This window comes from Streptomyces sp. NPDC001410, from assembly GCF_042895235.1.
Classification (GTDB): domain Bacteria; phylum Actinomycetota; class Actinomycetes; order Streptomycetales; family Streptomycetaceae; genus Streptomyces.
The window spans coordinates 479,368-501,073 of the sequence record NZ_JBIAWE010000005.1; the positions used below are offsets into that span (position 1 = coordinate 479,368).

A 21,706-nucleotide genomic window follows, 5' to 3' on the forward strand; every position below is an offset into this window, starting at 1 on the left:
CGGGGTCGGCATCGGAAGGGCTGGGCGCGTGGTACTGCGCCTCAGGCCGCCGTCGGCCCGGCCTCGGCCTCGGCCATACGGCGGCGCAGGCTCAGGGGGCGCATGTCGGTCCACACGGTGTCGATGCGCGCGAGGCACTCCTCGCGGGAGCCCTCGGTGCCCTCGGCATGCCAGCCGGCCGGCAGCGGACGCTCGGCCCACCAGATCGAGTACTGCTCCTCGTCGTTGAGCACCACGCGGTACACGGCACCGTCGGTCGTCTGTTCGGCCATGGGACGTCCCTTCAATGGGGTCAGTTCTGGCCCATGGTTGAACTCGGCGCTATCAGGGGCGTATCGGGTCTCTATACGCCCCCGGGCACGCCCTCTTGTGCGCCGCGGCGGCGGGGCAGGACGACGGGCGCCCTCGACGCCGGTGAGGGACGCTGTTGGTCGGAGGTCTTCGAAGTTGAGCGGTGGATGCACCGCGAGATTGGCAGCTCTGGGCCGCTCGCGACCTCTTCACGGGCGTCGGAGCTGGCCCAAATCTGCCAATCACCGTCCTTGGCGAGAGCTACGATCTCTACTGCCAGCGCCGCACGCACCGCTCAAGTTCGAAGACACCAACGCCTCCTTGTCCCGCAGGTCGGGCAGCACCGTCTCCGCGACGCCGGTGTACCGGAAGCCCTGGTGAGGCGGACCACCCGCCCGTCCCGTTGAGGCTCCACAAGTCGCCAACGGGACAGGTCCCTGAAACAACTGCGCGGTCGACCGCGTGCACCACTTATGGTCACGGCATGCGGCGCACAGACATCACTCGGGACGACGGCACGTGGACGGGCCTGTCCGTAGAGGTACAGACACGCCGCCAACCAGGTCTGTGCCTGTTCAGTGCCGAGCGGCGGCTGCTTCTTGCCCAGCAGTCGCGGCCCGTGCTCCTTGCCGCTGTCGACGAGGACCGCTGCGGAGTTGAGTTCTGGCGGACTGACGCCTACCGCTCTCTCATCCCGCCGTTGCGAGCCGAGGCGGGACGGGCTTTGGCCGGTCACCCGGATCGCTGGGCGTACCGCTTCGTAGAGCATCTGCTCGATTCACCAGGCAGCCCTCTGCACGACGGCCGATGGCTGCTCTCGTGCGAGAGCCCGCTCCTGCGCTGGAACCACGGCCGCCGGCCGCAGGCCGAGTACTGGAACTCCATGCTCATCCAGGGCCATCCGGACGGATACATCGACTGGTTCATCCATTCCGGCTCGTGGGAGATCCTCCCGCTGTGCCCGATGCCGGATGCGGGCGACGGCCGGGTCAAGGCGTACCGCAAGCAGGCTCGTGACGGAACGCTCCCGCCCGTCCTGTTGTGGTGGGTCAGCGGCTTGGACTGCCATCTGGTTCTGGACGGTCACGCGCGACTCGCAGCAGCGATCGCGGAGTCGGCCTCACCCTCGCTGCTGAGTCTGCACCGCACTGCACCGAGCGACGAGGTGGTCGCAGGCACCGAGCGGGCGGTGCACTCCTACAAGGCCGAACTGGCCCGCTTCGCCGAACTGCGCACCATCCACGGCGCCGCCGTTCCAGATGGTGCCGCCATCGCGGGCCCATCCCTTGCCCGCCGCCTCCAGGAACTACACACGGCGCAACGGCCCACCTGGGCCTGGCCGCTGCCAGGCGGGGAAGCCCAGTGGCGCCGCATCGCACGTGAGGTGACTGCCAACCAGTGGTCCGGAAACGGTTGGTCATCAGCGTGATCGATACCCGGGTGCAGGCCTGCGTTGTCAGTGGGTACTGCCAGGATGACGTGCATGACGATCAGGGAAGTGACATGTCACGGAGTCGCACAGCAGCGGATTGAGGACACCCTCCAGCGCGGGTTCCGCCGGGCCGTCGACCATTGCTCCGACATGCGCCACAACGGCCGGCCCCTACGTCAGGGCCTGCGGGAAATGGGCGGCGACCTCCTCGACCTCGCCGCCGCCCACACCCTTCAGGATCCCGCCCTGGAGACTCCGCAATCCCGCACCGTCCTGCTCACCGCAGCGGAGTGCGCTCTCGGGGAGCTGACTTTGGGCTGCTTCCCCCACGGCGACTTCCACGTCCCCCTCCCTCTCGTCGACGAGACGCTCAGAAACGCGGACATCTATTACCGGGAGTTCAGGGAACCGACCACCCCGGCGACCACGGCGCAGACCTGGGTCAAGGCCTTCGCCCTGTGCGTGATCAGCGGCCTGATATGGGAGCGCAGCCGAGTGATCGGCCCGCTGCTGCACGAAGACTTTGCGCCCGCCATCCGTGACGGAATCCCCCACTCGAAGCGGAAGTCGGTATCGGCACCCGCCGACCTGGCCGAAATGGACGCGCTGTGCGCATACCTGACGGTCGTACAGGGGCAGTATCCCGGCGCGGTCCCCGGCCCGGTCCCGCTGGGCAAGCCGGACATCGCAGCCCGTGCGCGGGCGGCCGCGCAACTCGATGCGGCTGGCGTGCTGACGCCGGATCAGCGGTTGCTGCAGGTCCTGCTCGATGACGACCAGGTTGCCTTCGAATCCGCCCTGGGAGAACGGCTCCTGACGCACCGCGAGAACGTCGGCACCGACCCGGCCCCCGGAAGCCTGCTGCCCGTGGGGGCCGTTGCGGTGGCCGCGCTCGCCTCCCTCGCGCATGGCTGGCACCTGGGCATCCGGTCCGCCTACCTGCCCGAATCCGTGATGCGCGCCCCGCAGCAGTAACCGCCGGTGAGAAGACACGCCGGAAGCGTGCGGGCCCCCGCCGCCAATGACGGCATCGGGGGCCCTGGGCAAGGAACACTCACGCGGCGCTGTCCCGCCTCGGCCGAGGCAGAGGGCGAGCGCGACGCCGTCGTCCTCGATGACATGGTTGGCGCCCTGCCCGTGGTGTGGGGCTGCATCGGGTGAGCCGCGTCGCCTAGCAGCGCGCTGCGCGCGGTGCTCCAGCGGCGCAGCGGCGCCCGGTCGTACGTGCCCAGCGCCGTACGTTTCAAGCCGCCTCGACGAGCCCCCCGCACCTGCGGTGCCCAGCCGTCGAGCGCCGCGTCGAGGTCGGCGCACTCTGCTGCGCTGGTCCAGGCGGTAGCGGTGGTGATGGCGCGCGTTCACCTTGTGCTTTGTCGTGTACAACCCTTCGTTCATCACGCGTGTCGTACGTCGCTGAAGCCTCGGTTCACTGACGGGAGCATGACCTTGCGCATACGTACCTTCGCCGTTGTGGTGGCTGCCGCCCTGGCCTGTGCGGGGCTGGGCGCTCCCGGTGCCGTTGCGGCGCCCTCCGGGCTGTGGGACGACTTCAACGGTGACGGGTATCGCGATCTGGCCATCGGCACGCCCAAGGCGAGCGGTGGCACGGTCACCGTCCTCTTCGGCTCGTCTTCCGGCGTCAGCCCCGCCCGGTCGGTGAACATCACCCAGAACACCCCGGGCGTTCCCGGGACCTCGGAGTCCGATGACCAGTTCGGCGAGAGCGTCACCAGCGGTGACGTCGACGGCGACGGCTACGCCGATCTGATCGTCGGCGCACCCTACGAGCAGATCACGGGTAAGGCGAACGGCTCGGTGACCATCGTCTGGGGCGGAGCGAATCCGTTCACGTCCGGCGGCACCATGCTCACCGCCCCGAACGCCGAGGCCGGCGGGTTCGGGACGGGCGCCGCGTTCGCCGACCTCGACGGCGACGGCACCGGCAACCTGGTCGTCGTCGGTGGCAACACCTTCTGGTGGTACGCCGACGGGAAGCCCACCCAGGACGGCGCGCTGGCGCCGGAGGTGGGGTTCCTGCCCGAGGGCGTACGCCTGGACGGGATCGTCGCCGGTCACTTCTCCGCCACCGACGGCAGCGACTTCGTCGTGCACGGCGGCCGCTCGGACAGCACCGGCGCCACCCACGGTTACGTGGGCCTCCTGCGCGGCGGTCCCGGCGACATCGGCTCCGGCTACACGGTGCTGGCCGACGGCACCGGAGCGGGCGGCACCGCCTGGGATCAGGCCGTTGCGGCGGGGGACATCGACGGCGACGGATACGACGACCTGGTCACCGGCAACACGGAGACCGGTAAGGGCGGTTCATTCACCGTGCGGTACGGCAAGGCCGCCGGACTGCCCGCCACGGGCACCCGGTACACCCAGGACAGTGCCGGTGTGCCGGGCATCGGCGAGGACTACGACGGCTTCGGCGCCGCCGTCGCGGTGGGCGACGCGACCGGCGACGGCTACGCGGACATCGCGGTCGGCGCCTCGTACGAGGACGTGGACGGCCACCGAAACGTCGGCAACATCGATCTCTTCAGGGGCAGTTCGGCCGGACTGACCACGAGCGGGGCCCAGTCCTTCCACCAGGCCACGCCGGGCGTACCGGGCGCCGCCGAGGCCGGCGACCACTTCGGCTCCTCGCTGCGGCTGGGCGACATCAACGGCAACGGCAGGGCGGACCTGGCGATCGGCGCGTTCGGCGAGGACGTGGTGCCCGGCGGGTACGACGACGGGGCGGCGTGGGTGCTGCGCGGCACGAACTCGGGCCTGACGACGTCGTACGCAACCGCCTTCAACGCGACGGACTTCGGCTATCCGGTGGTCGAGGGCCGCAAGTTCGCGGATGTCTTCGCCCACTGACCACACCGGTTCATACCGGTTCATACCAGTTCACATCGATTGCCTTGAGTACCACCAGGAGAACGACAACGATGCGTAACAAGATCCTTTCCGCGACGGTGATCTGCGCGGCGACCCTGCTGGGCGTTACCGCGCCCACCACCGCGCAGGCCACCGACGCCGCCGCGCCGCAGGGAGACTTCAACGGCGACGGCTACCCGGACCTGGCGGTGGGCGTGCCCTCCGGGCAGGTCGGCGACAAGGCCAAGGCCGGCTATGTGAACGTCGTGTGGGGTGGCCCGGACGGTCCGGGCAAGTACGGCTCCGTACGGATCAGCCAGGCCACGAGCGGAGTGCCGGGCACCCCCGAGGCGGGTGATCTCTTCGGCTCCGCGGTCACCGCCGCGGACGTCGACGGCGACCGCTACGCCGACCTGGTCGTGGGCGCCTCCAGCGAGTCGCTCTCCGCCGACAAGTCCGCCGAACACGGCACCGTCACCGTGCTGCGCGGCTCTGCCTCCGGCTTCACCAGCGGTGGCTACACGGTCGCGCAAGGTGCGAGCGAGTTCTCCCGGATCGGCGCGGTGATCGCCGCCGGGGACGTGACCGGCGACGGCCTCACCGACCTGGTTCTCAGCCGCAGCGGCGAGGAGCACGGCGGCGCTGTGCTGCGTCCCGGCCCGCTCACCGCCGACTCCCCGGACACCCTGAGCGGGGAGATCGCCGGAGCGGACTTCGGCGGCGTGAGCGCCCTGACCACCGGCGACTTCGACGGCGACGGCGACGACGACCTGGCGGTCTCGGTCTCGGCGTCGGAGAGCAGATTCGTCCGGGTCTACCGCTGGCAGGGGGGCGCCCCGGAGCAGCTGTGGAGCACCACGGCCTCCGCCGCCTCCCTCGCCGCCGCCGACTTCGACGCGGACGGCACGGACGACTTGGCCCTCGGCTCCTGCTACCCGAACTACGAGGCCGACGCTCCGGACTGCGCGGACTACTCCACGGGTCGTGCCGAGGTGTTCAAGGGCGGACTGGTGAAGGTGGCGTACGGCTCGAAGTCCGACGGCTTCGGCACCCGCACCCAGGAGATCCAGCAGGACACCCCGGGCGTCGCCGGCACCGCCGAGTCCGAGGACCGCCTCGGCGCAGCGCTCGCCGCGGGCGACATCGACGGCGACGGCCACGCCGACCTCGCCATCGGCGACGCGTACGAGGCGGTCGGCTCGCAGCAGAACGCGGGCACGGTGGTCCTCGTCCACGGCACCGCCACCGGCCTGCTGTCCTCCGGCGGTACGGCGACGAGCGTCGGCTTCACCCAGAACAGCAGCGGCGTCCCGGGCACCGCCGAGACGAACGACCGGTTCGGCGCATCGGTCCGCCTTCAGGACTACGACGCCGACGGCTACGCGGACCTCGCGGCAGGCGCTCCCGGCGAGAACTCCGCCCAGGGCGGCGTCTGGCTGCTCCCGGGCACCGCGCAGGGCACGACGGCGACGGGTTCCAGGGCCCTGACGCCGAAGAGCCTGGGGCTCCCGTCGTCGACGAGCGCCCTGGAGTACGGGCTGGTGATCGGGCGCGGCTAGCGAGCCCCCACGCCTTGGCCCCCGGCGCCGGTGACGACATCGGGGGCCCTGGGGTGTCGGTCAGGCGGCGTTGTCGCCGGACATCTCGTCGTAGAGGCTCTGCTCGACGTCGTGCGAGAGGATCCAGGACACGTCGGCGGCCTGGTCCCGTACGCCCTTGCCGGGCCCCCGGCCGCCGCCGTCCCGCGAGCCCAGTTGCACGCGCGTGGTGTGCGGGCGGCGCACCGCCTCGTAGCGGGCCAGTGCGGTGGCGATGCCGTCGCCGCCGGGGCCGGCCTCGGCGAGGCAGACGGCTAGTGCGATGCCGTCCTCGATGGCCTGGTTGGCGCCCTGTCCGTGGTGCGGCAGCATCGGGTGGGCCGCGTCGCCGAGCAGCGTGGTGCGGGCGGTGCTCCAGCGCCGCAGCGGCTCGCGGTCGTACAGCGCCCAGCGCCGTACGTCCCGAGCCGCCTCGACGAGCCCCCGCACCTGCGGTGCCCAGCCGTCGAGCGCCGCGTCGAGGTCGGCGCGCTCCGCGGCGCTGGTCCAGGACTCGGCGTGGCCCTCCGGTGCCGGCGCGACCACGACGTAGGTGAACTGCCGCCCGCCGCTGACCGGGTACACCAGCACGCGTGCCGTCGGCCCGGCGAACATGTACATCTGCGTGGGGTCGAGCCCGGGCACGTCGGCCGCGTCCACCAGGCCGCGCAGCGCGCTGTTGCCCGAGTAGCGGGGCTGCTCTTCCCCGGCGAGCGAGCGCCGCACCACCGAGTGCAGCCCGTCCGCGCCCACCAGGGCGGAGGCCCGGGTCGCGGTGCCGTCGGCGAAGCGCAGGGTGACGCCCTTGCGGCTCTCCTCGTACGCCACCAGCTCGCGCCCGGTGTGCACCCGCGAGGCGGGCAGCAGGGAGGCCAGCATGCGGTGCAGGTCGCCGCGGTGGACGGTGAGGTAGGGCGCGCCGAATGCGCGCTCCCAGGCCGTACCCATCTCCTGCCGGGTCACCAGCGAGCCGTCGTGGAAGGCCCGCACCTCCAGCGCCTCGGGCCGTACGGCGGCCCGCTCCAGTTCGCCGGCCAGTCCGAGCCGGTGCAGCAGCCGGGTGCCGTTGGGCCCCAGGTGCATGCCGACGCCCTGTTCGCGCAGGGTGTCGCCGCGCTCGTAGACGTGCACGTCGATGCCCCGGTGGTGCAGGGCCGCCGCGGCGGCGAGTCCGCCGATACCGGCGCCGGTCACCGCGATCGTGGTGGTCGTCATCATCGGTGGTCCCAGGCGTTCTCGAAGGAGTCGAAGGAATCGAAGGAGTCGTACGACTCGTCGGTCGCGAAGTCGTCGTAGGCGCCGGAGTCGCCAAGTGCGAGAAGGGCGTCCAGGTCGGCGGCGCCGGCCAGTTCCACGTCCGCGATCCGCGTGTCCGGGTCCCGTACGGCGGCCGCGAGCAGCCGCTCGTAGCCGTCCGCGAGCCGCTCCACGCTCGTGCGGTCCAACACGTCGGTGTCGTAGGAGAAGACGGCGGTGACGCCGTCGGGGGTCTGTTCGATGCGCAGCAGCAGGTCGAGCTGGCCCTCCTGCTGCGGTACGTCGATGAGGGCGATGTCGAGGCCGGCGTAGGAGATGGCCGGGCCGACGGCCGCGCCCGGCGGGACGTTGGGCACGGGCGGCTGCATGCGGTCCATCTGGACCAGGAACAGCGCGGCCCGGAACAGCACGGTGTCCGGGAAGGCGAGCCCGCAGGGGTAGCGCACCCCGAGCATGCCCCGCATGATCCGCTCCCCCGCCTGCCCGGCCGCCGACCGGAACGTGGTGTCGGGGCGGAACTCGGCCCGTACCGGCATGGTGTTGAGGAAGCAGCCGATCAGGTCCCGTTGGCCGCGCCCGGAGCGCGCCGAGGCGGGCACGCCGAGCAGGAAGTCGTCCTGGCCGCTCCAGCGGTGGGTGAGGGCCTGGAACACGGCGAGCAGATAGGCGAACGGGGTCACGCCGGCGGCGTGGGCGGCCGGGCCGAGTCCGTCTGCCGACTCCGGCGCGAGGCGTCGTACGACCGTGTCGCCGCGCAGGGAGCGCACCCTCGGCCGGTGCCGGTCCAGGGGCAGCTCGGCGGGGGCCGAACCGCTCACCGCGGCCCGCCATTCCTCGGCGGCCCTCAGGCCCGCGTCGGAGGCGGTGAAGCGCAGTTCCTCGGCCGCGTACTCGCTGTAGGAGGAGGTCAGCGGGCGCCAGGCGGGTGCGGTGCCGGTGGCGTGCGCCGCGTAGGCGTCCAGGACGTCACGGACCAGCAGCCAGCGCGAGGTGAAGTCGCTGACGATGTGGTGGGCGGAGGTGACCAGCGCCCAGTCGTCGTCGGTGCGTCGAAGGAGGACGACGCGGAAGGTGCCCGCCTCCAGCCGGAACGGGCGCGCTCCGGCCTCCTCGGCGGCCTGGAACAGCCGGCTCTCGTCGGCGCCGTCCAGGTCACGGAACTCCAGCCGGATCACGGGCTGTTCGGCAACGACGCGGACCGGGCGGCCGTCGTGCTCGGTGAAGACGGAGCGCAGCAGCTCCTGCCGCTCGCCGACCGAGGCGACGGCCGCGTCCATGGCGGCGGGGTCGACCCGGCCGCGCAGCCTGAGCGGCATCACGATGTTGTAGGCGGCGCTGTCCGGGGCGATGCGGTACGCCGTCCACATCGACTCCTGGATCGTGGTGAGTGGCAGCGCGCGTACGGCGGTGCTCATCCGCAGCCTCCCGCGTGGCTCAGGTCGGAGGTGCGGCCCGCGACGACGGACAGGTCGGCGGCGTCGGGGGTGGTCTCCTCGCCCGGCTGGTCGAAGGAGGCGACGAAGTCGGCCACCCGGTCCAGGCCCCAGTAGGGCTCCGAGCCGTTGATGAAGTACGGCACGCCGAACACGCCGTCGTGTACGACGTCCAGCAGCGCCTTGGCGCCCTGGGCGCGCAGCTCGGGGTCGTCGGTGTCGGCGGCCTCGAAGCCGAGTTCTGCGGCGAGTTCGGCGACCGTGGCCGGGTCGCAGAGGTCGCGGCCCTCCAGCCAGCGGGCCCGGCCGGCCCGCTCGACCCAGGCCTGGCCGAGGCCATGCCGCTCGGCGACGAACCAGGTCAGGTGCGCGGGCTCCCACCACGGCTCGGCGTCCACCGGCCAGGTCAGCTCCAGGCCGCGGGCGGTGGCCAGGCGGCGCACGTCGCGCAGGATGTAGAACTGCTTGGCCCGGGACATGGGCGTGTACGGGAACTCGGCCCCGGCCTCGGCGAGCAGCTTCTGGCTTCTCTCGTCGGGCTCCCAGAAGGGCCGCCACTCGAGCCGGTCGAGCAGGTCGGGGCGGTGGGCGCGCAGCGCGCGCAGGGCGAAGAAGTTGTAGGGGCTGCGCAGGTTGAAGTAGAACCGCGGCGGCCGGGCGGCGCGTGGCATGGCTGATTCCTTCCGTGATGCCGTGATCAGACGACCCGTGGTCAGACGACCAGTCCGCCGTCGATGGCGAAGACCTGTCCGGTGATGTACGAGGCGCGCTCGCCCGCCAGGAACGACACCAGTTCGGCGACCTCCTGCGGTTCGCCGAAGCGGCCCAGCGGGATGCGGCGGGTCATCTCCTTGACGTGCTTCTCGGAGAGCCCGCCGGTCATGTCGGTGCCGATGAAGCCGGGGGCGACCACGTTGGCGCGGATGCCGGACCGGCCGGCCTCCTTGGCGAAGGCCTTGGTGAGGCCGATGATCCCGGCCTTGGACGCGGAGTAGTTGGTCTGGGTGGCGTGGCCCTCCGCCGCGACCGAGGAGAGCGTGATGACCGTGCCGCGGCGGCGCTTCATCATGGGGAAGGCGAGCGCCTTGACGAAGTTGTACGTGCCGTCGAGGTTGGTGCGCAGGACGGCGTCCCAGTCCTCGTCGGCCATCATCGCCAGATGGCCGTCCCGGACGATGCCGGCCGCGGTGACCAGGACGTCGACCGGCCCGAGCCGGTCCTCGGTCTGCTGCACGAAGTCGGCCACGGCGGCCCGGTCGGTCACGTCGACCCGGCGTGCCAGGGTCCGCGCGCCGTGCGCCTCGGCCGCCTTCGCGGCCAGCTCGCCCGCCTGCTCGTTGGACTGGAAACACAGCGCCACGTCGTAGCCGTCCCGGGCCAGCGTCTCCACGACGGCCCGCCCGATACCGCGCGATCCACCGGTGACGAGCGCCACCGGCCTCGGTGTGTCGGACATGGACTTGCCTCTCTCCTGGGGAAGTTCGGACCGTTGGTTGCGGAAGTGTCGGGGGTACGGCCGTCAGGCCAGGCGCAGCAGCACCGCGCCCGCGGTGCCGTCGCGGTCGACGGCGGTGACCAGGGTCAGCCGGTCCACCAGGCTCGGGTCGGTCTCCGCCTCGGCGAGGACGGCGGCGAGCTGGAAGGCGGCGGAGGCGGCGCCGGCGTCGCCGACCAGGGAGCGAACGGGCAGCCGGTTGCCGGTGAGGCCGTCCAGGGCGGACTCCTCCTGCTTGCCGAGCAGTCCGGGCGGGGTGCCGGGGGCGATCAGCTCCACGTCGTCCGGGGCGGCGCCCGCGGCGGCCAGCACGTCGGCGACACAGCGCTCCAGTGCCGTACCGGCCCGCGCGGTGTCCTGGAAGGCGCGGAAGCGGGAGCCGAGGACGGTGGCGAGGACCGGACGGCCGGACTCCCGGGCGTCCGCAGCGTCCTGAAGCAGGAACAGCGCGGCGCCCTCGCCGAGCGGCTGCGGTGCGCCGCCCCCGTGGTCGGCGACCCGCTCCAGGCGGGCGCGCTGCACGGAGAACTCCTCGGCCGCGCCCGCGAGCAGCGCTCTGCCGTGCCCGCCGCGCAGCAGCCGGGAGGCGTACTGCAGGGAGAGCAGCGCGGTCGCGGCGCCGCCGGAGACGGTGACGTTGGGGCCCTTGAGGGTGTGCCGGATGGCGCTCTGCCCGGTGGGGCAGTTCATGACGGTGTTCGGGAAGCGCGCCGGGTCGACCAGGTAGGGCTTGTCACCGGTGAGCGCGTCACGCGTGAAGTCCATGATCGACTGCACGCTGCCGGAGGTGCCGAGGACCAGCCCGGTCGACTCCGGGTCGGCGGCGAGCCCGGCGCCGTACTCCGCGAGGAGCATCCCGACCGTGGCGGCCGCGATGCCGGTCACCCGGTCCATGGAACGGGTGCCCTTGCGGCCCAGTACCGCCTTGATGTCGAAGCCGGGGATCAGCCCGGCCTCCTCGTACGGCACCGGCCAGTCGGCGCCGTCCAGCGGGGCGATCGCACGCCGTCCGGACGCGAGGCCCTCGGCGAAGGCGGCCCTGCCCAGTCCGTACGGCGAGGACACGGCCCAGCCCGATATCACCAGCTCCGCCGGCGGCGCGCCCGTTTCGGCTGCCATGGCGTCCCACTCCCCTCTTTTCTCGGGTGTCTGTGTCTGTCTCAGGCCGCGGTCGGCACGGGTGTGTCCCACCGGCCGAGCACCAGCACCGCGTTGTTGCCGCCGAAGGCGAGGCCGTTGTTCTGCACGACCCTGAGGTCCGCCTCGACGGCCTCGTTGGGCACGCAGTCGACCGCGCACTCGGGGTCGGTGGTGCGGTGGTTGACGGTGGGCGGGATGAAACCGTCACGCAGGGCGAGCGCGCAGGCCGCCGAGGCGAGGGCGCTGGCAGCGCCCATGGTGTGCCCGATCATCGACTTGATGGAGACGGTGCGCGGCAGTTCCGCGCCGAACACCTGCCGGATCGCGCCGACCTCGGTGACGTCGTTGGCCTTGGTGCCGGTGCCGTGCGCCGAGATGAAGTCGACGTCGGCCGCCTCGATCCCGGCGTTGCGGTGTGCGGCCGTGATGCAGCGGGCGATCGAGTCGCGGTCCGGGGCGACGGGGTGGCTGGCGTCGCAGGACAGCCCGTAGCCGAGCACCTCGGCGTAGATGCGGGCGCCGCGGGCCAGTGCCGACTCCAGCGACTCCATGAGCAGGATGCCGGCGCCCTCGCCGGTCAGGATGCCCTGCCGGTCGGCGTCGAAGGGGCGGCACACGTCGGGTGCGATGGTGCCGAGCCGGTAGAAGCCGGTGAAGGTCTTGCGGCACAGCGCGTCCGCGCCCCCGCACAGCGCCATCTCGACGTCGCCGGAGCTGATCGCGTCGTAGCCGTATCCGACGGCGTAGTTGCCGGCGGCGCAGGCGGTGGGGACGGTGACCGTCTCCACGTCCTCCAGGCCGAGTTCGCGCACGATCCCGGCGGACAGCCGGCCGGGCCACACCCGGCGGGCGACCACGGCGTCGAGCACGTCGTCGCCTGCGGTGACCTGCAGCCCGGTGAGGTGGTCCAGGTCGCGGGACTCGCCGTCGGTGGTGCCGACGGAGACCAGCGACCGGACGTCGCGCACCTGCTCCTCGGTGAGGCCGGCGTCGGCCACCGCCATCCGGCTCGCGGCGACCGCGAACTGGGCGGCGCGGCCGAGGTCGTCCGGGGACTGCTCGGTGATCCAGGTCTCGGGCTCGAAGTCGGTGATCTCGCAGGCGTTGGAGTAGGCGAAGCCGGTGGTGTCGAAGGCGGTGATGGGCTTCACGCCGCTGCGCCCGGACCGCAGGCCCGCGCCGAACGCGTCCACTCCGGTGCCGATGCTGGTCACCACCCCGAGGCCGGTGACGACCACCCGATGGCGGGCGCCGGTCACTGGGCCTTGGCCTCGGCGACCACGGCGTAGACGCCGGCGAGGTTGACCATGCGGCTCAGCTCGGACTGCTTCAGGGTGATGCCGAAGGTGCGCTCCAGGGAGGCCAGGATCTCGATGGTGCGCAGCGAGTCGGCGTCGTGCTCCTCCTTGAACAGGCTGGTGTCGGTGACCTCGTCCAGCTCCAGCTCGAGGATGTCGCAGACGATGTCCTTGATCTGGCTCTGCTCGGTCTCGTCCAGGGCGGGGATCTGCGTGGTCATGGGAAGCCTCCGTAAAGGGGATGAAAGGGGGTTCCGTGGTCGATGCCGACCATGCTGGGCGGGCCGGCTATCGATGCCCTATATCGGCCAACTCACCTGTGTTCGCGGCGGGTTGGGGGAACACGGTGTCGTCCTCCCAGAGGTGGGAGACCGCGCCGAAGTGACGCCGTACCCAGGCGTCGTCGTAGATCGTGTCGAGGTAGCGGTCGCCGCCGTCGGGCAGGATCAGGACGACGTTCGCGCCGGGTTCGACCTGGGGCAGGACGCTCTCCAGCGCGGACACGACCGCACCTGAGGAGCCGCCGGCGAGGATCGCCTCACGCCGCACCAGCCGCCGGCAGCCCACCACACAGTCCAGGTCGGTGACGTGGATGACGTGATCGGCGTCGGCGGTGCGCAGCAGCTTGGGCCGTACCGAGGCACCGTGCCCGGGCACCAGCCGCTTGCAGCTCGCGGTCGACCCGAAGAGCACACTGCCGACGGCGTCGACGGCGTGCACGGTGGTGGCGAGGCCCCCCTGCCGGATGTACTCGGCACAGCCGCCCAGGGTGCCGCCGGTGCCGGCGGCCAGGACCAGGTGGTCCACCTGCCCGTCGAGCGCCTCGGCGATCTCCCGCATGGTGGTCAGGTGTGCCTGCCGGTTGAGCGGGTTGGCGTACTGGTCGGGCCAGTACGAGTCGGGGGTTTCGGCCAGCAGTTCGGCCACCCGGCGCAGCCGCGCGGGCAGCAGTTCACCGGTGACCGGGTCCGGATCGCGGACCACTTCGACCTCGGCGCCGTAGGCGCGCAGGATCGCGATGTTCTGCTGGGTGGTGCGGGCGTCGACCACGCAGACGAGGCGCAGTCCGAAGTACCCGCAGATCTGGGCGAGTCCGATCGCGAGGTTGCCGGAGCTGGACTCGATCACCGTGGAGCGGCCGGGCACGAGTTCCCCGGACCGGATCCGGCCCAGCACCATGCCGAGCGCGGAGCGGTCCTTGACACTGCCGCCGGGGTTGAACCGTTCGGCTTTGGCCAACAGCCTGCCGGGGAATCCGGGGACGAGCCGTTCCAGCTCGATCAGCGGGGTTCCCCCCACCGCGGAAAGGATTCCCTTGAGTCCGGCCTGCGGAGTGCCGGGGAGTCCGCCCGGCCCCGGGGCAACGGCATTCCCGTCTTCGTACGGCATCTGATGCAGCCATCCTCTGCTGGGAGTTGCGGGGCGGTTTTCTATGCCAACCGACAATCGCCGGGCCGCCTATACCTCACCCATACAAGGCTGCTCAAGCCGAGATTCCAGCCATCTATAGAAGCGGCATAGCCGGCCCTCCGAATCTGGCGTGGAATCGCTCGACAGCGCCGGGACGAATGTGCTCCCGACCCACCCGACCAGGAGAGAGAGCCCCGCATATGACCGATACCGACTCGCGTATCCGTAAGGTCGTCATTCTCGGCGGCGGTACGGCCGGCTGGATGACCGCGGCCTATCTGGGCAAGGCTCTGCAGGGCACTGTGGACATCCAGGTCCTGGAGGCGCCCGCCATTCCCCGGATCGGCGTGGGCGAGGCCACTGTTCCCAATCTGCACCGCGTGCTCTTCGACTATCTCGGGATACCCGAGGAGGAGTGGATGCGTGAGTGCAACGCCAGTTTCAAGATGGCGGTGCGCTTCGTCAACTGGCGCACGCCGGGCCAGGGTGAGCCCGAGGCCCGCACGCTGGAAGACGGCCGGCCGGACCACTTCTACCACCCGTTCGGCATCCTGCCGGACCACGACAACACGCCGTTGTCGCACTACTGGTTCAAGAACAAGCACGAGGGTCGTACGGACCTGCCGTTCGACTACTCCTGCTTCCGCGAGCCCCCGGCGATGGACGCCAAGCTCTCCCCGAAGTGGCTCGACGGCACCCCCTCCACCCGCTACGCCTGGCACTTCGACGCGGCGCTGGTCGCCGACTTCCTGCGCCGGTTCGCCACCGACAAGCAGGGCGTCGAGCACGTCCAGGACGAGATGGTGCAGGTCGAGCAGGACGAGCGCGGGTACGTCACCGCGCTGCACTGCAAGTCCGGGCGGGTGCTGGAGGCGGACCTGTTCGTGGACTGCTCGGGCTTCCGCGGGCTGCTGATCAACAAGGCCCTGGGCGAGCCGTTCCTGGACATGAGCGACCACCTCATGTGCGACAGCGCGGTCGCCACCGCCGTCCCGCACGACGACGAGGCGAACGGTGTGGAGCCGTACACCTCCGCCATCGCGATGTCCTCCGGCTGGGCCTGGAAGATCCCGATGCTGGGCCGCTTCGGCTCCGGCTACGTCTACTCCAGCAAGTTCACCTCGCAGGACGAGGCGACCCGGGAATTCTGCGAACTGTGGAATCTGGACCCGGCCGAGACCAAGTTCAACCACGTCCGTTTCCGGGTCGGCCGCAACCGTCGTGCGTGGGTCAACAACGTGGTGAGCATCGGCCTCGCCTCCTGCTTCCTGGAGCCGCTGGAGTCGACCGGCATCTACTTCATCACCGCCGGCATCTACCAGCTCGCGAAGCATTTCCCGGACCGCACCTTCAACCCGGCGCTCATCGACAGTTTCAACAACGAGATCGAGGTGATGTTCGACGACACCCGCGACTTCATCCAGGCGCACTTCTACTACGCCCCGCGCAATGACACCCCGTTCTGGCAGGCCCAGAAGGAGCTGACGCTGCCGGAGAACATCCAGAAGAAGATCGCGGCCTACAAGGCGGGCCTGCCGATCAATTCGCCGATCGCCGACGAGTCCACGTACTACGGCAATTTCGAGGCGGAGTTCCGCAATTTCTGGACCAACGGCAGCTACTACTGCATCTTCGCCGGTCTCGGCCTGGAACCCGACACCCCGCTGCCGGCCCTCGCCCACAAGCCGGAGTCCGTGGCGGGTGCCGAGCCGCTGTTCGAGCAGGTCCGGCAGCAGCAGGAGCACCTGCTGCAGACCCTGCCCAGCACGTACGACTACCTGCGCCGACTGCACGGCAAGTAGGCCCAGGTCCAGCACCGTACGGCGGTGCCCGTCGCTCCCCGGCGGCGCGGCACCGCCGGCCTCTCACGGACAGGAGTCCTCCTGCATGAGCACATCCCTGAGCACGTCGTCCGGCAACACCGACATACGCCCGCTGATGTCCTGCTTCCCGTCCGGGGTCTCCGTCGTCACGGCGCTCGACGCGGACTCCGTCCCGCGCGGGATGACCTGCAGCTCGCTGGCGAGCGTGGCCCTCGACCCGGCGACCCTGGTGGTCTGCCTGCGCACCGTGGGGCCCACCCTGCAGGCCGCCCTGGACAGCGGCCGGTTCGCGGTCAACCTCCTGGACGAGCGGGCCCGCGACGTCTCCGACCTGTTCGCCTCCGGCGACGCCGACCGCTTCGAGCGCGCCGAGTGGCGGCTGCCCCTGGGCGCCGGCGGCCCCCATCTGACCGGGGCGGCGCTGGCCGTCGCGGACTGCGACGTCGCGCAGGCGGTCGAGGTCGGCGACCACACGGCCGTCTTCGGCCGGGTCAGCGCGGTCACGCTGGCGGACGCGGGCGAGCCCCTGCTGTACGGCCGCCGCCGGTACGCCCGCTGGTCGGTGGCGACGAGCCCGCTCGCCGAGATGTCGGTACCCCTCGAAGGAGACGCCCGTGTCAGCACCCGCCTTTGACCCGCTGCCGGACCTGCTGATCGCGGTACCGGTGGTCATCGCCGCCTGCCGGGCCGGCGCGGGCCTGTTCCGGCGCCTGGGCCAGCCCCCGGTGATCGGCGAGATCACGCTGGGCATCCTGCTCGGCCCGTCCCTGCTCGGCTGGCTCTCACCGTCGTTCCAGCACTGGCTCTTCCCGCCCGAAGTGCTGCCGTACATCGGCGCGTTGGGCAATCTGGGGCTGCTGGCCTTCATGTTCCTGGTCGGCCTGGAGCTGGACCTCTCGGCGCTGCGCGGCCACAGCCGCTCCGCGGTGGTCGTCTCTCAGGCCAGCATCGCGCTGCCGCTGGCGCTCGGTTCGCTCCTCGCGCTCGGCATGTACGGCACGTTCGCCCCCGAGGGTGTGGGCCGGCTGCCGTTCGTCCTGTTCATCGCGGTGTCGATGAGCATCACCGCGTTCCCGGTGCTGGCCCGCATCCTCACCGACCGCGGCATGTACACCACCCGTCTGGGCTCGCTGGCGATGGCCTGCGCGGCCGTCGACGACGTGACCGCCTGGTGCCTGCTGGCCGTGGTGGCGGCGGTCGGCGCGAGCGGCTCCCTCCAGGACGCGGCGCTGACGGCACTGTGGTCGGTGGTGTTCCTCGCGGCGATGCTGCTGGTCGTACGGCCGCTGCTGGCGCGGGCCGCCGAGCGGGCGTCGCGGGCGGTGGAGTCCACCGTCCTGGTGGTGCTGTTCACGGGCCTGTGCCTGTCGGCCTTCGTCACCGACCGGATCGGCATCCACGCCCTGTTCGGCGCGTTCCTGTTCGGCGTGGTGACCCCGCGCGGCTCGCGCACCGTCGAGATCTCCGCGGCCCGGCTGCGGGCGTTCACCGTCCCGGTGCTGCTCCCGCTGTTCTTCGTCAGCACGGGCCTGAAGACCGATGTCGCCCTGCTCACCGGCGACTCCGCCCAGTGGCTGTGGGCGGCGGCGGTGCTGGCGGTGGCCGCCCTCGGCAAGTGGGGCGGCAGCACGGCCGCGGCCCGGCTGGCCGGCGAGACCTGGCGGGACGCGATGTCCATCGGCGCGCTGATGAACTGCCGCGGCCTGACCGAGCTGGTGGCCCTCAACCTCGGCCTCCAGCTGGGCGTGATCGGCCCTGCCCTGTTCACGATCCTGGTCCTGATGGCCCTCCTCACGACTGCGATCACTTCTCCTGCGCTGACGTGGTTCCGTCGGGTGCCTGTCCCGTCGGCAGCCTCTGAGCGCCGTTCAGCGATATCCAGCCCGTCCGGCGTTTGAGGACGAGGCCCGTTCAGGGCCGATAGCGGGGGTCTGGGGGCGCAGCCCCCGGGGCGGTCACACCAGCCCCGGGGGCCCACCTCACGCGGCCGGCGACAACGCCCTCTTGCCGGTCGCCACCACCCACCGCTCCAACGTCGCCCGAGCCGCCCCGGAGTCCACGGAATCCGCCGCCCGGCCCAGAGCAGCACCGATCCGCTCGGTCACCGTCGAACCGCCGGCGTCCTCCGCGGCAAGCGCAGCCGCGGCCGACAGCAGCACCGCATCCCGCACCGGACCAGGTTCACCGTCCAGCACCCGCCAGACGACCTCCGCGTTGTGCACGGCGTCCCCGCCCCGCAGCGCCTCGACCGGCGCGAGCGCGATACCGACGTCCCGCGGATCGAAGGTCTCCTGCCGCAGCTGGCCCCCGGCCACCGAGAACACGGTGGACGTGGTCGTCACCGTCAGCTCGTCCAGCCCGTCGTCGCCCCGGAACACCAGCGCGGTGGCCCCCCGCCGCGCCAGCACCCCGGCGACCAGCGGCAGCAGCCGCGGGTCGGAGACCCCCACGGCGTGCGCCGCGGGAGCCGCCGGATTGGTCAGCGGCCCCAGGGCGTTGAACACGGTAGGAATGCCCAGCGCCCGCCGTGCCCCGGCCGCGTGCCGCATCGCCGGATGGAAGTCGGGGGCGAAGCAGAAGGTGATCCCGGCCTCCTGCGCCACCGCGGCGACCTGCCCCGGCGGAATCCTGAGACTCACGCCGAGCCGCTCCAGTACGTCCGCCGACCCCGAGGCCGAACTCGCGGCCCGGTTGCCGTGCTTGACGACCCGTACGCCGGCGCCCGCCGCCACGATCGCGGCCATGGTGGAGATGTTGACGGTGTTCGCCCCGTCTCCCCCGGTACCGACCACATCGACGGTCCTCCCCGGCACGTCGATGCGCACGGCGTGCGCCATCATTCCTCGTACGAGCCCCTCCAGTTCGCCGACCGTCTCCCCCTTGGCGCGCAGGGCGACCAGGAAGCCGGCGATCAGGGCGTCCGGGGCCTTGCCCCGCATCACCTGGTCCATGACCCACGCGGTGTCCCCGCCGGACAGGTCACGGCCGTTCAGTACGGACCCGAGCAGTGCGGGCCAGGAGCGTTCCGTCCGCTCCGTCTCAGTGCCTGTGCTCACAGGTACTCTCCTTCGGTCCGTGGTCGGCCCGTCGCCCCGGCCTAGCTCCAGGGGTCCACGCTGCCGTCGGTCAGCGTCACGGTGACCCCGTCGCCGGAGACCACGACGCCGGCCTGAATCCCGCCGTCGGCGACCGCGGCCGGCCGCTCCTGCGCCTCGGCGTGGTCGGCGCCGGCCACCGCGGTGAACACGGCGCCCGCGGTCAGCGCGGCGAGGACGAGGGCCTGGAGCTTGTTCTTCCGAGCGGTCTTGACGAGCTGCATTTTCGTCTCCCGTTGGGTTTTCGTTGCTGCGGTTCGTTCCGACAGCAAGAAATCTATGGGGGTGCCGCTTCGCTTTATTATCGACCGAGCTTCGCCCCCGCACGCCCGGCGATAACGACGATATACGCGCAGGTCAGAGGCGGTCCCCGAGAATGCGGACCATTGAATTCCGATGCCCCGGAAGTGGAATCGGCACCGGTACGGGTAATTCCGCACACGGTGCCGTTAATTCCGCTCGTCAAGCGACCCGCTCCACCGTCGCCGCGCCCCTCAGGAAGTTCTCCAGCAGCCGCAGCCCGCCGAGCGTGGTCACCGACTCGGGATGGAACTGGACGCCCTCGACAGGCAGTTGCCGGTGTCTGAGTCCCATGACATATCCGTCGTCCACGGCCCGTGCGGTCACCGTCAGCTCCTCGGGCAGCGGCTCGGCGACGATCAGCGAGTGGTACCGGGTGGCGGTCACCTCGGTGCCGAGCCCGGTGAACACCCCGGCCCCGTCATGGCTGACCGGGCTCGTCTTGCCGTGCTTGAGCCGCTCGGCGACGGCCACCTCGGCCCCGTAGGCGAGCCCGATGGCCTGGTGGCCCAGGCAGATGCCGAGCAGCGGCACACGCCCGGCGAAGGCGTGCACGAGTTCCACGTGCCCGGAGTCGGCCGGATGCCCGGGCCCCGGTCCGAGGACCACCGCGTCCGGCGCCCCGGCCAGCAACTGCTCCGGCGTTCGGGTACCCGAGCGCACCACCTCGGTGCGTGCGCCGAGGGTGCGCAGGTACTGGTCGATGATGTGGGTGAAACTGTCGTAGGCGTCTACGAGCAGGACGTTCACGGCAGCAGCTCCTGACCGGTCAGCGCCCAGTAGGCGGCGCCCATCTTGTGCAGCGTCTCGCGCCACTCCGCGTGCGGGTCGGAGTCGGCGACGATGCCCGCGCACGCCTGTGTGGAGTACGTCGTCCCGTCGTGGGCGACGGTACGGATGCACAGCGCGAGCCGGGACCAGCCGCGCACGTCGACCAGGCCGACGGCACCGGCGTACATGCGCCGCGGCTCGCTCTCCAGCTCCTCGATGATCTCCATGGCGCGGATCTTCGGCGCGCCGGTGACCGTGCCGGCCGGGAAGGTGGCGCGCAGCGCGGACCAGGTGTCCTCGCCGGGCGCGAGCCGCCCCTCGACGCTGGAGACCAGGTGGAAGACGTGCGAGTACGTCTCGACGGTCATCAGCCGCTCGACGGCCAGCGTGCCGGGGCGGGACACCCGGCCGATGTCGTTGCGGCACAGGTCGACCAGCATCACGTGCTCGGCGCGCTCCTTCTCGCTGGCCCGCAGGGCGGCGACGCGGGGGCCGTCGACGGCCGGGTCGCCGCTGCGCGGGGTGGTGCCGGCGATGGGCCGCATCACGATCCGGTCGCCGCGGGTGGCGAACAGCACCTCGGGGCTGGCGCCGATGAGGGTGGTCCCGCCGCGCGGCACGAGGTACATGTGCGGGGACGGGTTGCGGTGCCTCAGCCGCCGGTAGACGTCGAGCGGGGCCAGGTCGGTGGTGACGTCGATGCGGTGGCCGATCTGGATCTGGTAGATGTCCCCGACCCGGATGTGCCCGAGGCAGCGTTCGACGTTCCCCAGAAACGTTTCCTCGTCGGTGCTGTCGTGCACCGCGTGCGGCGCGGGCGCCTCGGGTACGGCGCCGGGCACCGGCCGCAGCCGGGCGACGGCCGCCGCGACCGTGCCGGGGTCGGCGGGCGGGAAGTCCTCGCTGTGCGCGGTGCGCAGCGCGACGGTGCCGGTGGCGCCGTCGTAGTGGACGACCTCGCGGAACAGGGTGAGCACCAGGTCGGGTCCGCCGTCGGAGGTGCGCCGCGGCAGCCGTTCCATGTGCCAGGCGGCGCCGTAGCCGACGGTGGCGAGGAACCCGAAGGCGTAGGTGTCCGCGGGGACCGCGGTCTCGACGGCGAAGGCGCGCTCGGCGGCCCGCAGCAGCTCCCACACCTGGTCGTCACAGGCGAGCGCCCGGGCCCCGCCCGGCAGCGGGGCGAGGTCCAGGGTGTCGGCGGCGGCGAGCAGCGCGTCCACGACCGGGGCGATGCCGTCGACGGTGACCCGGTCGGCGTGCACCTGGAGTTCGGCGAGCCGGCCGTGGCCGACGAGGGAGTCCCCGCCCTCCTGTTCGGGCGCCTCCAGGCTCTCCAGGAGGAACACCTCGCCGTCACCGAGGCGTTCGCGCAGGGTGTCGTACAGGGCGAGCGGGTCGTGCGGGGGCAGCGGGGTCTCGTCGACGCGGACGGCCACGGGCCGGCGCCGGGCGCCGGCCGCGTGGGGCGGTGGGTCGAGCAGGGTGGTCACGGGTGGGGCCCCTTCCTCGGGGTGGT

At 71.6% G+C, this 21,706-nt stretch carries 20 protein-coding genes; 7 read left to right on the forward strand and 13 right to left on the reverse strand.

Annotation, left to right across the window (positions count from 1 at the left end; translation table 11 throughout):
* Positions 1 to 41: 41 nt before the first annotated feature.
* Positions 42 to 272: an MbtH family protein gene (locus tag ACFY3C_RS13760; protein WP_390770860.1), complete on the reverse strand. Its 231-nt coding sequence runs from the start codon at positions 270 to 272 to the stop codon at positions 42 to 44.
* A 503-nt stretch (positions 273 to 775) separates the two neighbouring features.
* Here ACFY3C_RS13760 and ACFY3C_RS13765 point away from each other — a divergent pair.
* The 4 genes from ACFY3C_RS13765 (at position 776) to ACFY3C_RS13780 (ending at position 6,150) form a co-directional block, all read left to right on the forward strand.
* Positions 776 to 1,720, forward strand: coding sequence for a hypothetical protein (locus tag ACFY3C_RS13765; RefSeq protein WP_386578125.1), 945 nt, complete (start codon positions 776 to 778; stop codon positions 1,718 to 1,720).
* Between the two features lie 153 nt (positions 1,721 to 1,873).
* Complete coding sequence (locus ACFY3C_RS13770) at positions 1,874 to 2,698, forward strand: Imm49 family immunity protein (RefSeq protein WP_390770861.1); 825 nt, start codon at positions 1,874 to 1,876, stop codon at positions 2,696 to 2,698.
* Positions 2,699 to 3,169: 471 nt separating this feature from the next.
* On the forward strand, positions 3,170 to 4,591 hold the full coding sequence (locus ACFY3C_RS13775; protein WP_390770862.1) for an FG-GAP-like repeat-containing protein: 1,422 nt from the start codon (positions 3,170 to 3,172) through the stop codon (positions 4,589 to 4,591).
* 71 nt (positions 4,592 to 4,662) lie between these two features.
* Positions 4,663 to 6,150, forward strand: coding sequence for an FG-GAP-like repeat-containing protein (locus ACFY3C_RS13780; RefSeq protein ID WP_390770863.1), 1,488 nt, complete (start codon positions 4,663 to 4,665; stop codon positions 6,148 to 6,150).
* A gap of 60 nt (positions 6,151 to 6,210) precedes the next feature.
* On the opposite strand, the gene ACFY3C_RS13785 is transcribed toward ACFY3C_RS13780, so the two are convergent.
* From ACFY3C_RS13785 to sbnA, 8 genes are all read right to left on the reverse strand, one after another.
* Positions 6,211 to 7,386, reverse strand: a complete 1,176-nt coding sequence (locus ACFY3C_RS13785) for an FAD-dependent monooxygenase (protein ID WP_390770864.1) — start codon at positions 7,384 to 7,386, stop codon at positions 6,211 to 6,213.
* Positions 7,383 to 8,840 carry a condensation domain-containing protein gene (locus ACFY3C_RS13790; protein ID WP_390770865.1) on the reverse strand — a complete coding sequence of 486 codons (1,458 nt, stop codon included), beginning with the start codon at positions 8,838 to 8,840 and terminating at the stop codon, positions 7,383 to 7,385. Before ACFY3C_RS13790 ends, ACFY3C_RS13785 begins: the two co-directional genes overlap by 4 nt.
* Positions 8,837 to 9,529, reverse strand: coding sequence for a 2-hydroxychromene-2-carboxylate isomerase (locus tag ACFY3C_RS13795; protein WP_390770866.1), 693 nt, complete (start codon positions 9,527 to 9,529; stop codon positions 8,837 to 8,839). Before ACFY3C_RS13795 ends, ACFY3C_RS13790 begins: the two co-directional genes overlap by 4 nt.
* A 41-nt stretch (positions 9,530 to 9,570) precedes the next feature.
* The gene (fabG, locus tag ACFY3C_RS13800) at positions 9,571 to 10,314 is read right to left on the reverse strand and encodes a 3-oxoacyl-ACP reductase FabG (protein ID WP_390770867.1); all 744 of its coding nucleotides are present in this window, start codon (positions 10,312 to 10,314) and stop codon (positions 9,571 to 9,573) included.
* 63 nt (positions 10,315 to 10,377) lie between these two features.
* Complete coding sequence (locus tag ACFY3C_RS13805; RefSeq protein ID WP_390770868.1) at positions 10,378 to 11,472, reverse strand: beta-ketoacyl synthase N-terminal-like domain-containing protein; 1,095 nt, start codon at positions 11,470 to 11,472, stop codon at positions 10,378 to 10,380.
* Positions 11,473 to 11,513: 41 nt separating this feature from the next.
* On the reverse strand, positions 11,514 to 12,752 hold the full coding sequence (locus ACFY3C_RS13810; RefSeq protein ID WP_390770869.1) for a beta-ketoacyl-[acyl-carrier-protein] synthase family protein: 1,239 nt from the start codon (positions 12,750 to 12,752) through the stop codon (positions 11,514 to 11,516).
* Entirely contained in the window at positions 12,749 to 13,012 is a 264-nt protein-coding gene (locus ACFY3C_RS13815; RefSeq protein ID WP_097252620.1) for an acyl carrier protein, read from the reverse strand. Before ACFY3C_RS13815 ends, ACFY3C_RS13810 begins: the two co-directional genes overlap by 4 nt.
* Before the next feature lie 67 nt (positions 13,013 to 13,079).
* Positions 13,080 to 14,090, reverse strand: coding sequence for a 2,3-diaminopropionate biosynthesis protein SbnA (gene sbnA / locus ACFY3C_RS13820; protein ID WP_390770870.1), 1,011 nt, complete (start codon positions 14,088 to 14,090; stop codon positions 13,080 to 13,082).
* Positions 14,091 to 14,401: 311 nt separating this feature from the next.
* Here sbnA and ACFY3C_RS13825 point away from each other — a divergent pair, with 311 nt between their 5' ends.
* The 3 genes from ACFY3C_RS13825 to ACFY3C_RS13835 all read left to right on the forward strand — a co-directional run bounded on the left by ACFY3C_RS13825 (position 14,402) and on the right by ACFY3C_RS13835 (position 17,922).
* On the forward strand, positions 14,402 to 16,003 hold the full coding sequence (locus ACFY3C_RS13825) for a tryptophan halogenase family protein (protein ID WP_390770871.1): 1,602 nt from the start codon (positions 14,402 to 14,404) through the stop codon (positions 16,001 to 16,003).
* Positions 16,004 to 16,088: 85 nt separating this feature from the next.
* Entirely contained in the window at positions 16,089 to 16,658 is a 570-nt protein-coding gene (locus ACFY3C_RS13830) for a flavin reductase family protein (RefSeq protein ID WP_390770872.1), read from the forward strand.
* The gene (locus tag ACFY3C_RS13835) at positions 16,639 to 17,922 is read left to right on the forward strand and encodes a cation:proton antiporter (protein WP_390770873.1); all 1,284 of its coding nucleotides are present in this window, start codon (positions 16,639 to 16,641) and stop codon (positions 17,920 to 17,922) included. The genes ACFY3C_RS13830 and ACFY3C_RS13835 overlap by 20 nt, the downstream gene beginning before the upstream one ends.
* A gap of 81 nt (positions 17,923 to 18,003) precedes the next feature.
* Here ACFY3C_RS13835 and trpD read toward each other — a convergent pair whose 3' ends face one another.
* The 4 genes from trpD to ACFY3C_RS13855 form a co-directional block, all read right to left on the reverse strand.
* Positions 18,004 to 19,080, reverse strand: a complete 1,077-nt coding sequence (gene trpD / locus ACFY3C_RS13840) for an anthranilate phosphoribosyltransferase (RefSeq protein WP_390770874.1) — start codon at positions 19,078 to 19,080, stop codon at positions 18,004 to 18,006.
* Positions 19,081 to 19,121: 41 nt separating this feature from the next.
* The gene (locus ACFY3C_RS13845; protein WP_390770875.1) at positions 19,122 to 19,343 is read right to left on the reverse strand and encodes a hypothetical protein; all 222 of its coding nucleotides are present in this window, start codon (positions 19,341 to 19,343) and stop codon (positions 19,122 to 19,124) included.
* A gap of 238 nt (positions 19,344 to 19,581) precedes the next feature.
* Entirely contained in the window at positions 19,582 to 20,169 is a 588-nt protein-coding gene (locus ACFY3C_RS13850) for an anthranilate synthase component II (RefSeq protein WP_390770876.1), read from the reverse strand.
* Positions 20,166 to 21,680, reverse strand: coding sequence for an anthranilate synthase component I family protein (locus ACFY3C_RS13855; protein ID WP_390770877.1), 1,515 nt, complete (start codon positions 21,678 to 21,680; stop codon positions 20,166 to 20,168). The genes ACFY3C_RS13850 and ACFY3C_RS13855 overlap by 4 nt, the downstream gene beginning before the upstream one ends.
* Positions 21,681 to 21,706 lie beyond the last annotated feature (26 nt).

Coding starts and splice junctions, on each gene's coding strand:
- ACFY3C_RS13760 (WP_390770860.1), bottom strand. CDS start 272: ATGGCCGAACAGACGACCGACGGTGCCGTGTACCGCGTGGTGCTCAAC.
- ACFY3C_RS13765 (WP_386578125.1), top strand. CDS start 776: ATGCGGCGCACAGACATCACTCGGGACGACGGCACGTGGACGGGCCTG.
- ACFY3C_RS13770 (WP_390770861.1), top strand. CDS start 1,874: ATGCGCCACAACGGCCGGCCCCTACGTCAGGGCCTGCGGGAAATGGGC.
- ACFY3C_RS13780 (WP_390770863.1), top strand. CDS start 4,663: ATGCGTAACAAGATCCTTTCCGCGACGGTGATCTGCGCGGCGACCCTG.
- ACFY3C_RS13785 (WP_390770864.1), bottom strand. CDS start 7,386: ATGATGACGACCACCACGATCGCGGTGACCGGCGCCGGTATCGGCGGA.
- ACFY3C_RS13790 (WP_390770865.1), bottom strand. CDS start 8,840: ATGAGCACCGCCGTACGCGCGCTGCCACTCACCACGATCCAGGAGTCG.
- ACFY3C_RS13795 (WP_390770866.1), bottom strand. CDS start 9,529: ATGCCACGCGCCGCCCGGCCGCCGCGGTTCTACTTCAACCTGCGCAGC.
- fabG (WP_390770867.1), bottom strand. CDS start 10,314: ATGTCCGACACACCGAGGCCGGTGGCGCTCGTCACCGGTGGATCGCGC.
- ACFY3C_RS13805 (WP_390770868.1), bottom strand. CDS start 11,472: ATGGCAGCCGAAACGGGCGCGCCGCCGGCGGAGCTGGTGATATCGGGC.
- ACFY3C_RS13815 (WP_097252620.1), bottom strand. CDS start 13,012: ATGACCACGCAGATCCCCGCCCTGGACGAGACCGAGCAGAGCCAGATC.
- ACFY3C_RS13825 (WP_390770871.1), top strand. CDS start 14,402: ATGACCGATACCGACTCGCGTATCCGTAAGGTCGTCATTCTCGGCGGC.
- ACFY3C_RS13830 (WP_390770872.1), top strand. CDS start 16,089: ATGAGCACATCCCTGAGCACGTCGTCCGGCAACACCGACATACGCCCG.
- ACFY3C_RS13845 (WP_390770875.1), bottom strand. CDS start 19,343: ATGCAGCTCGTCAAGACCGCTCGGAAGAACAAGCTCCAGGCCCTCGTC.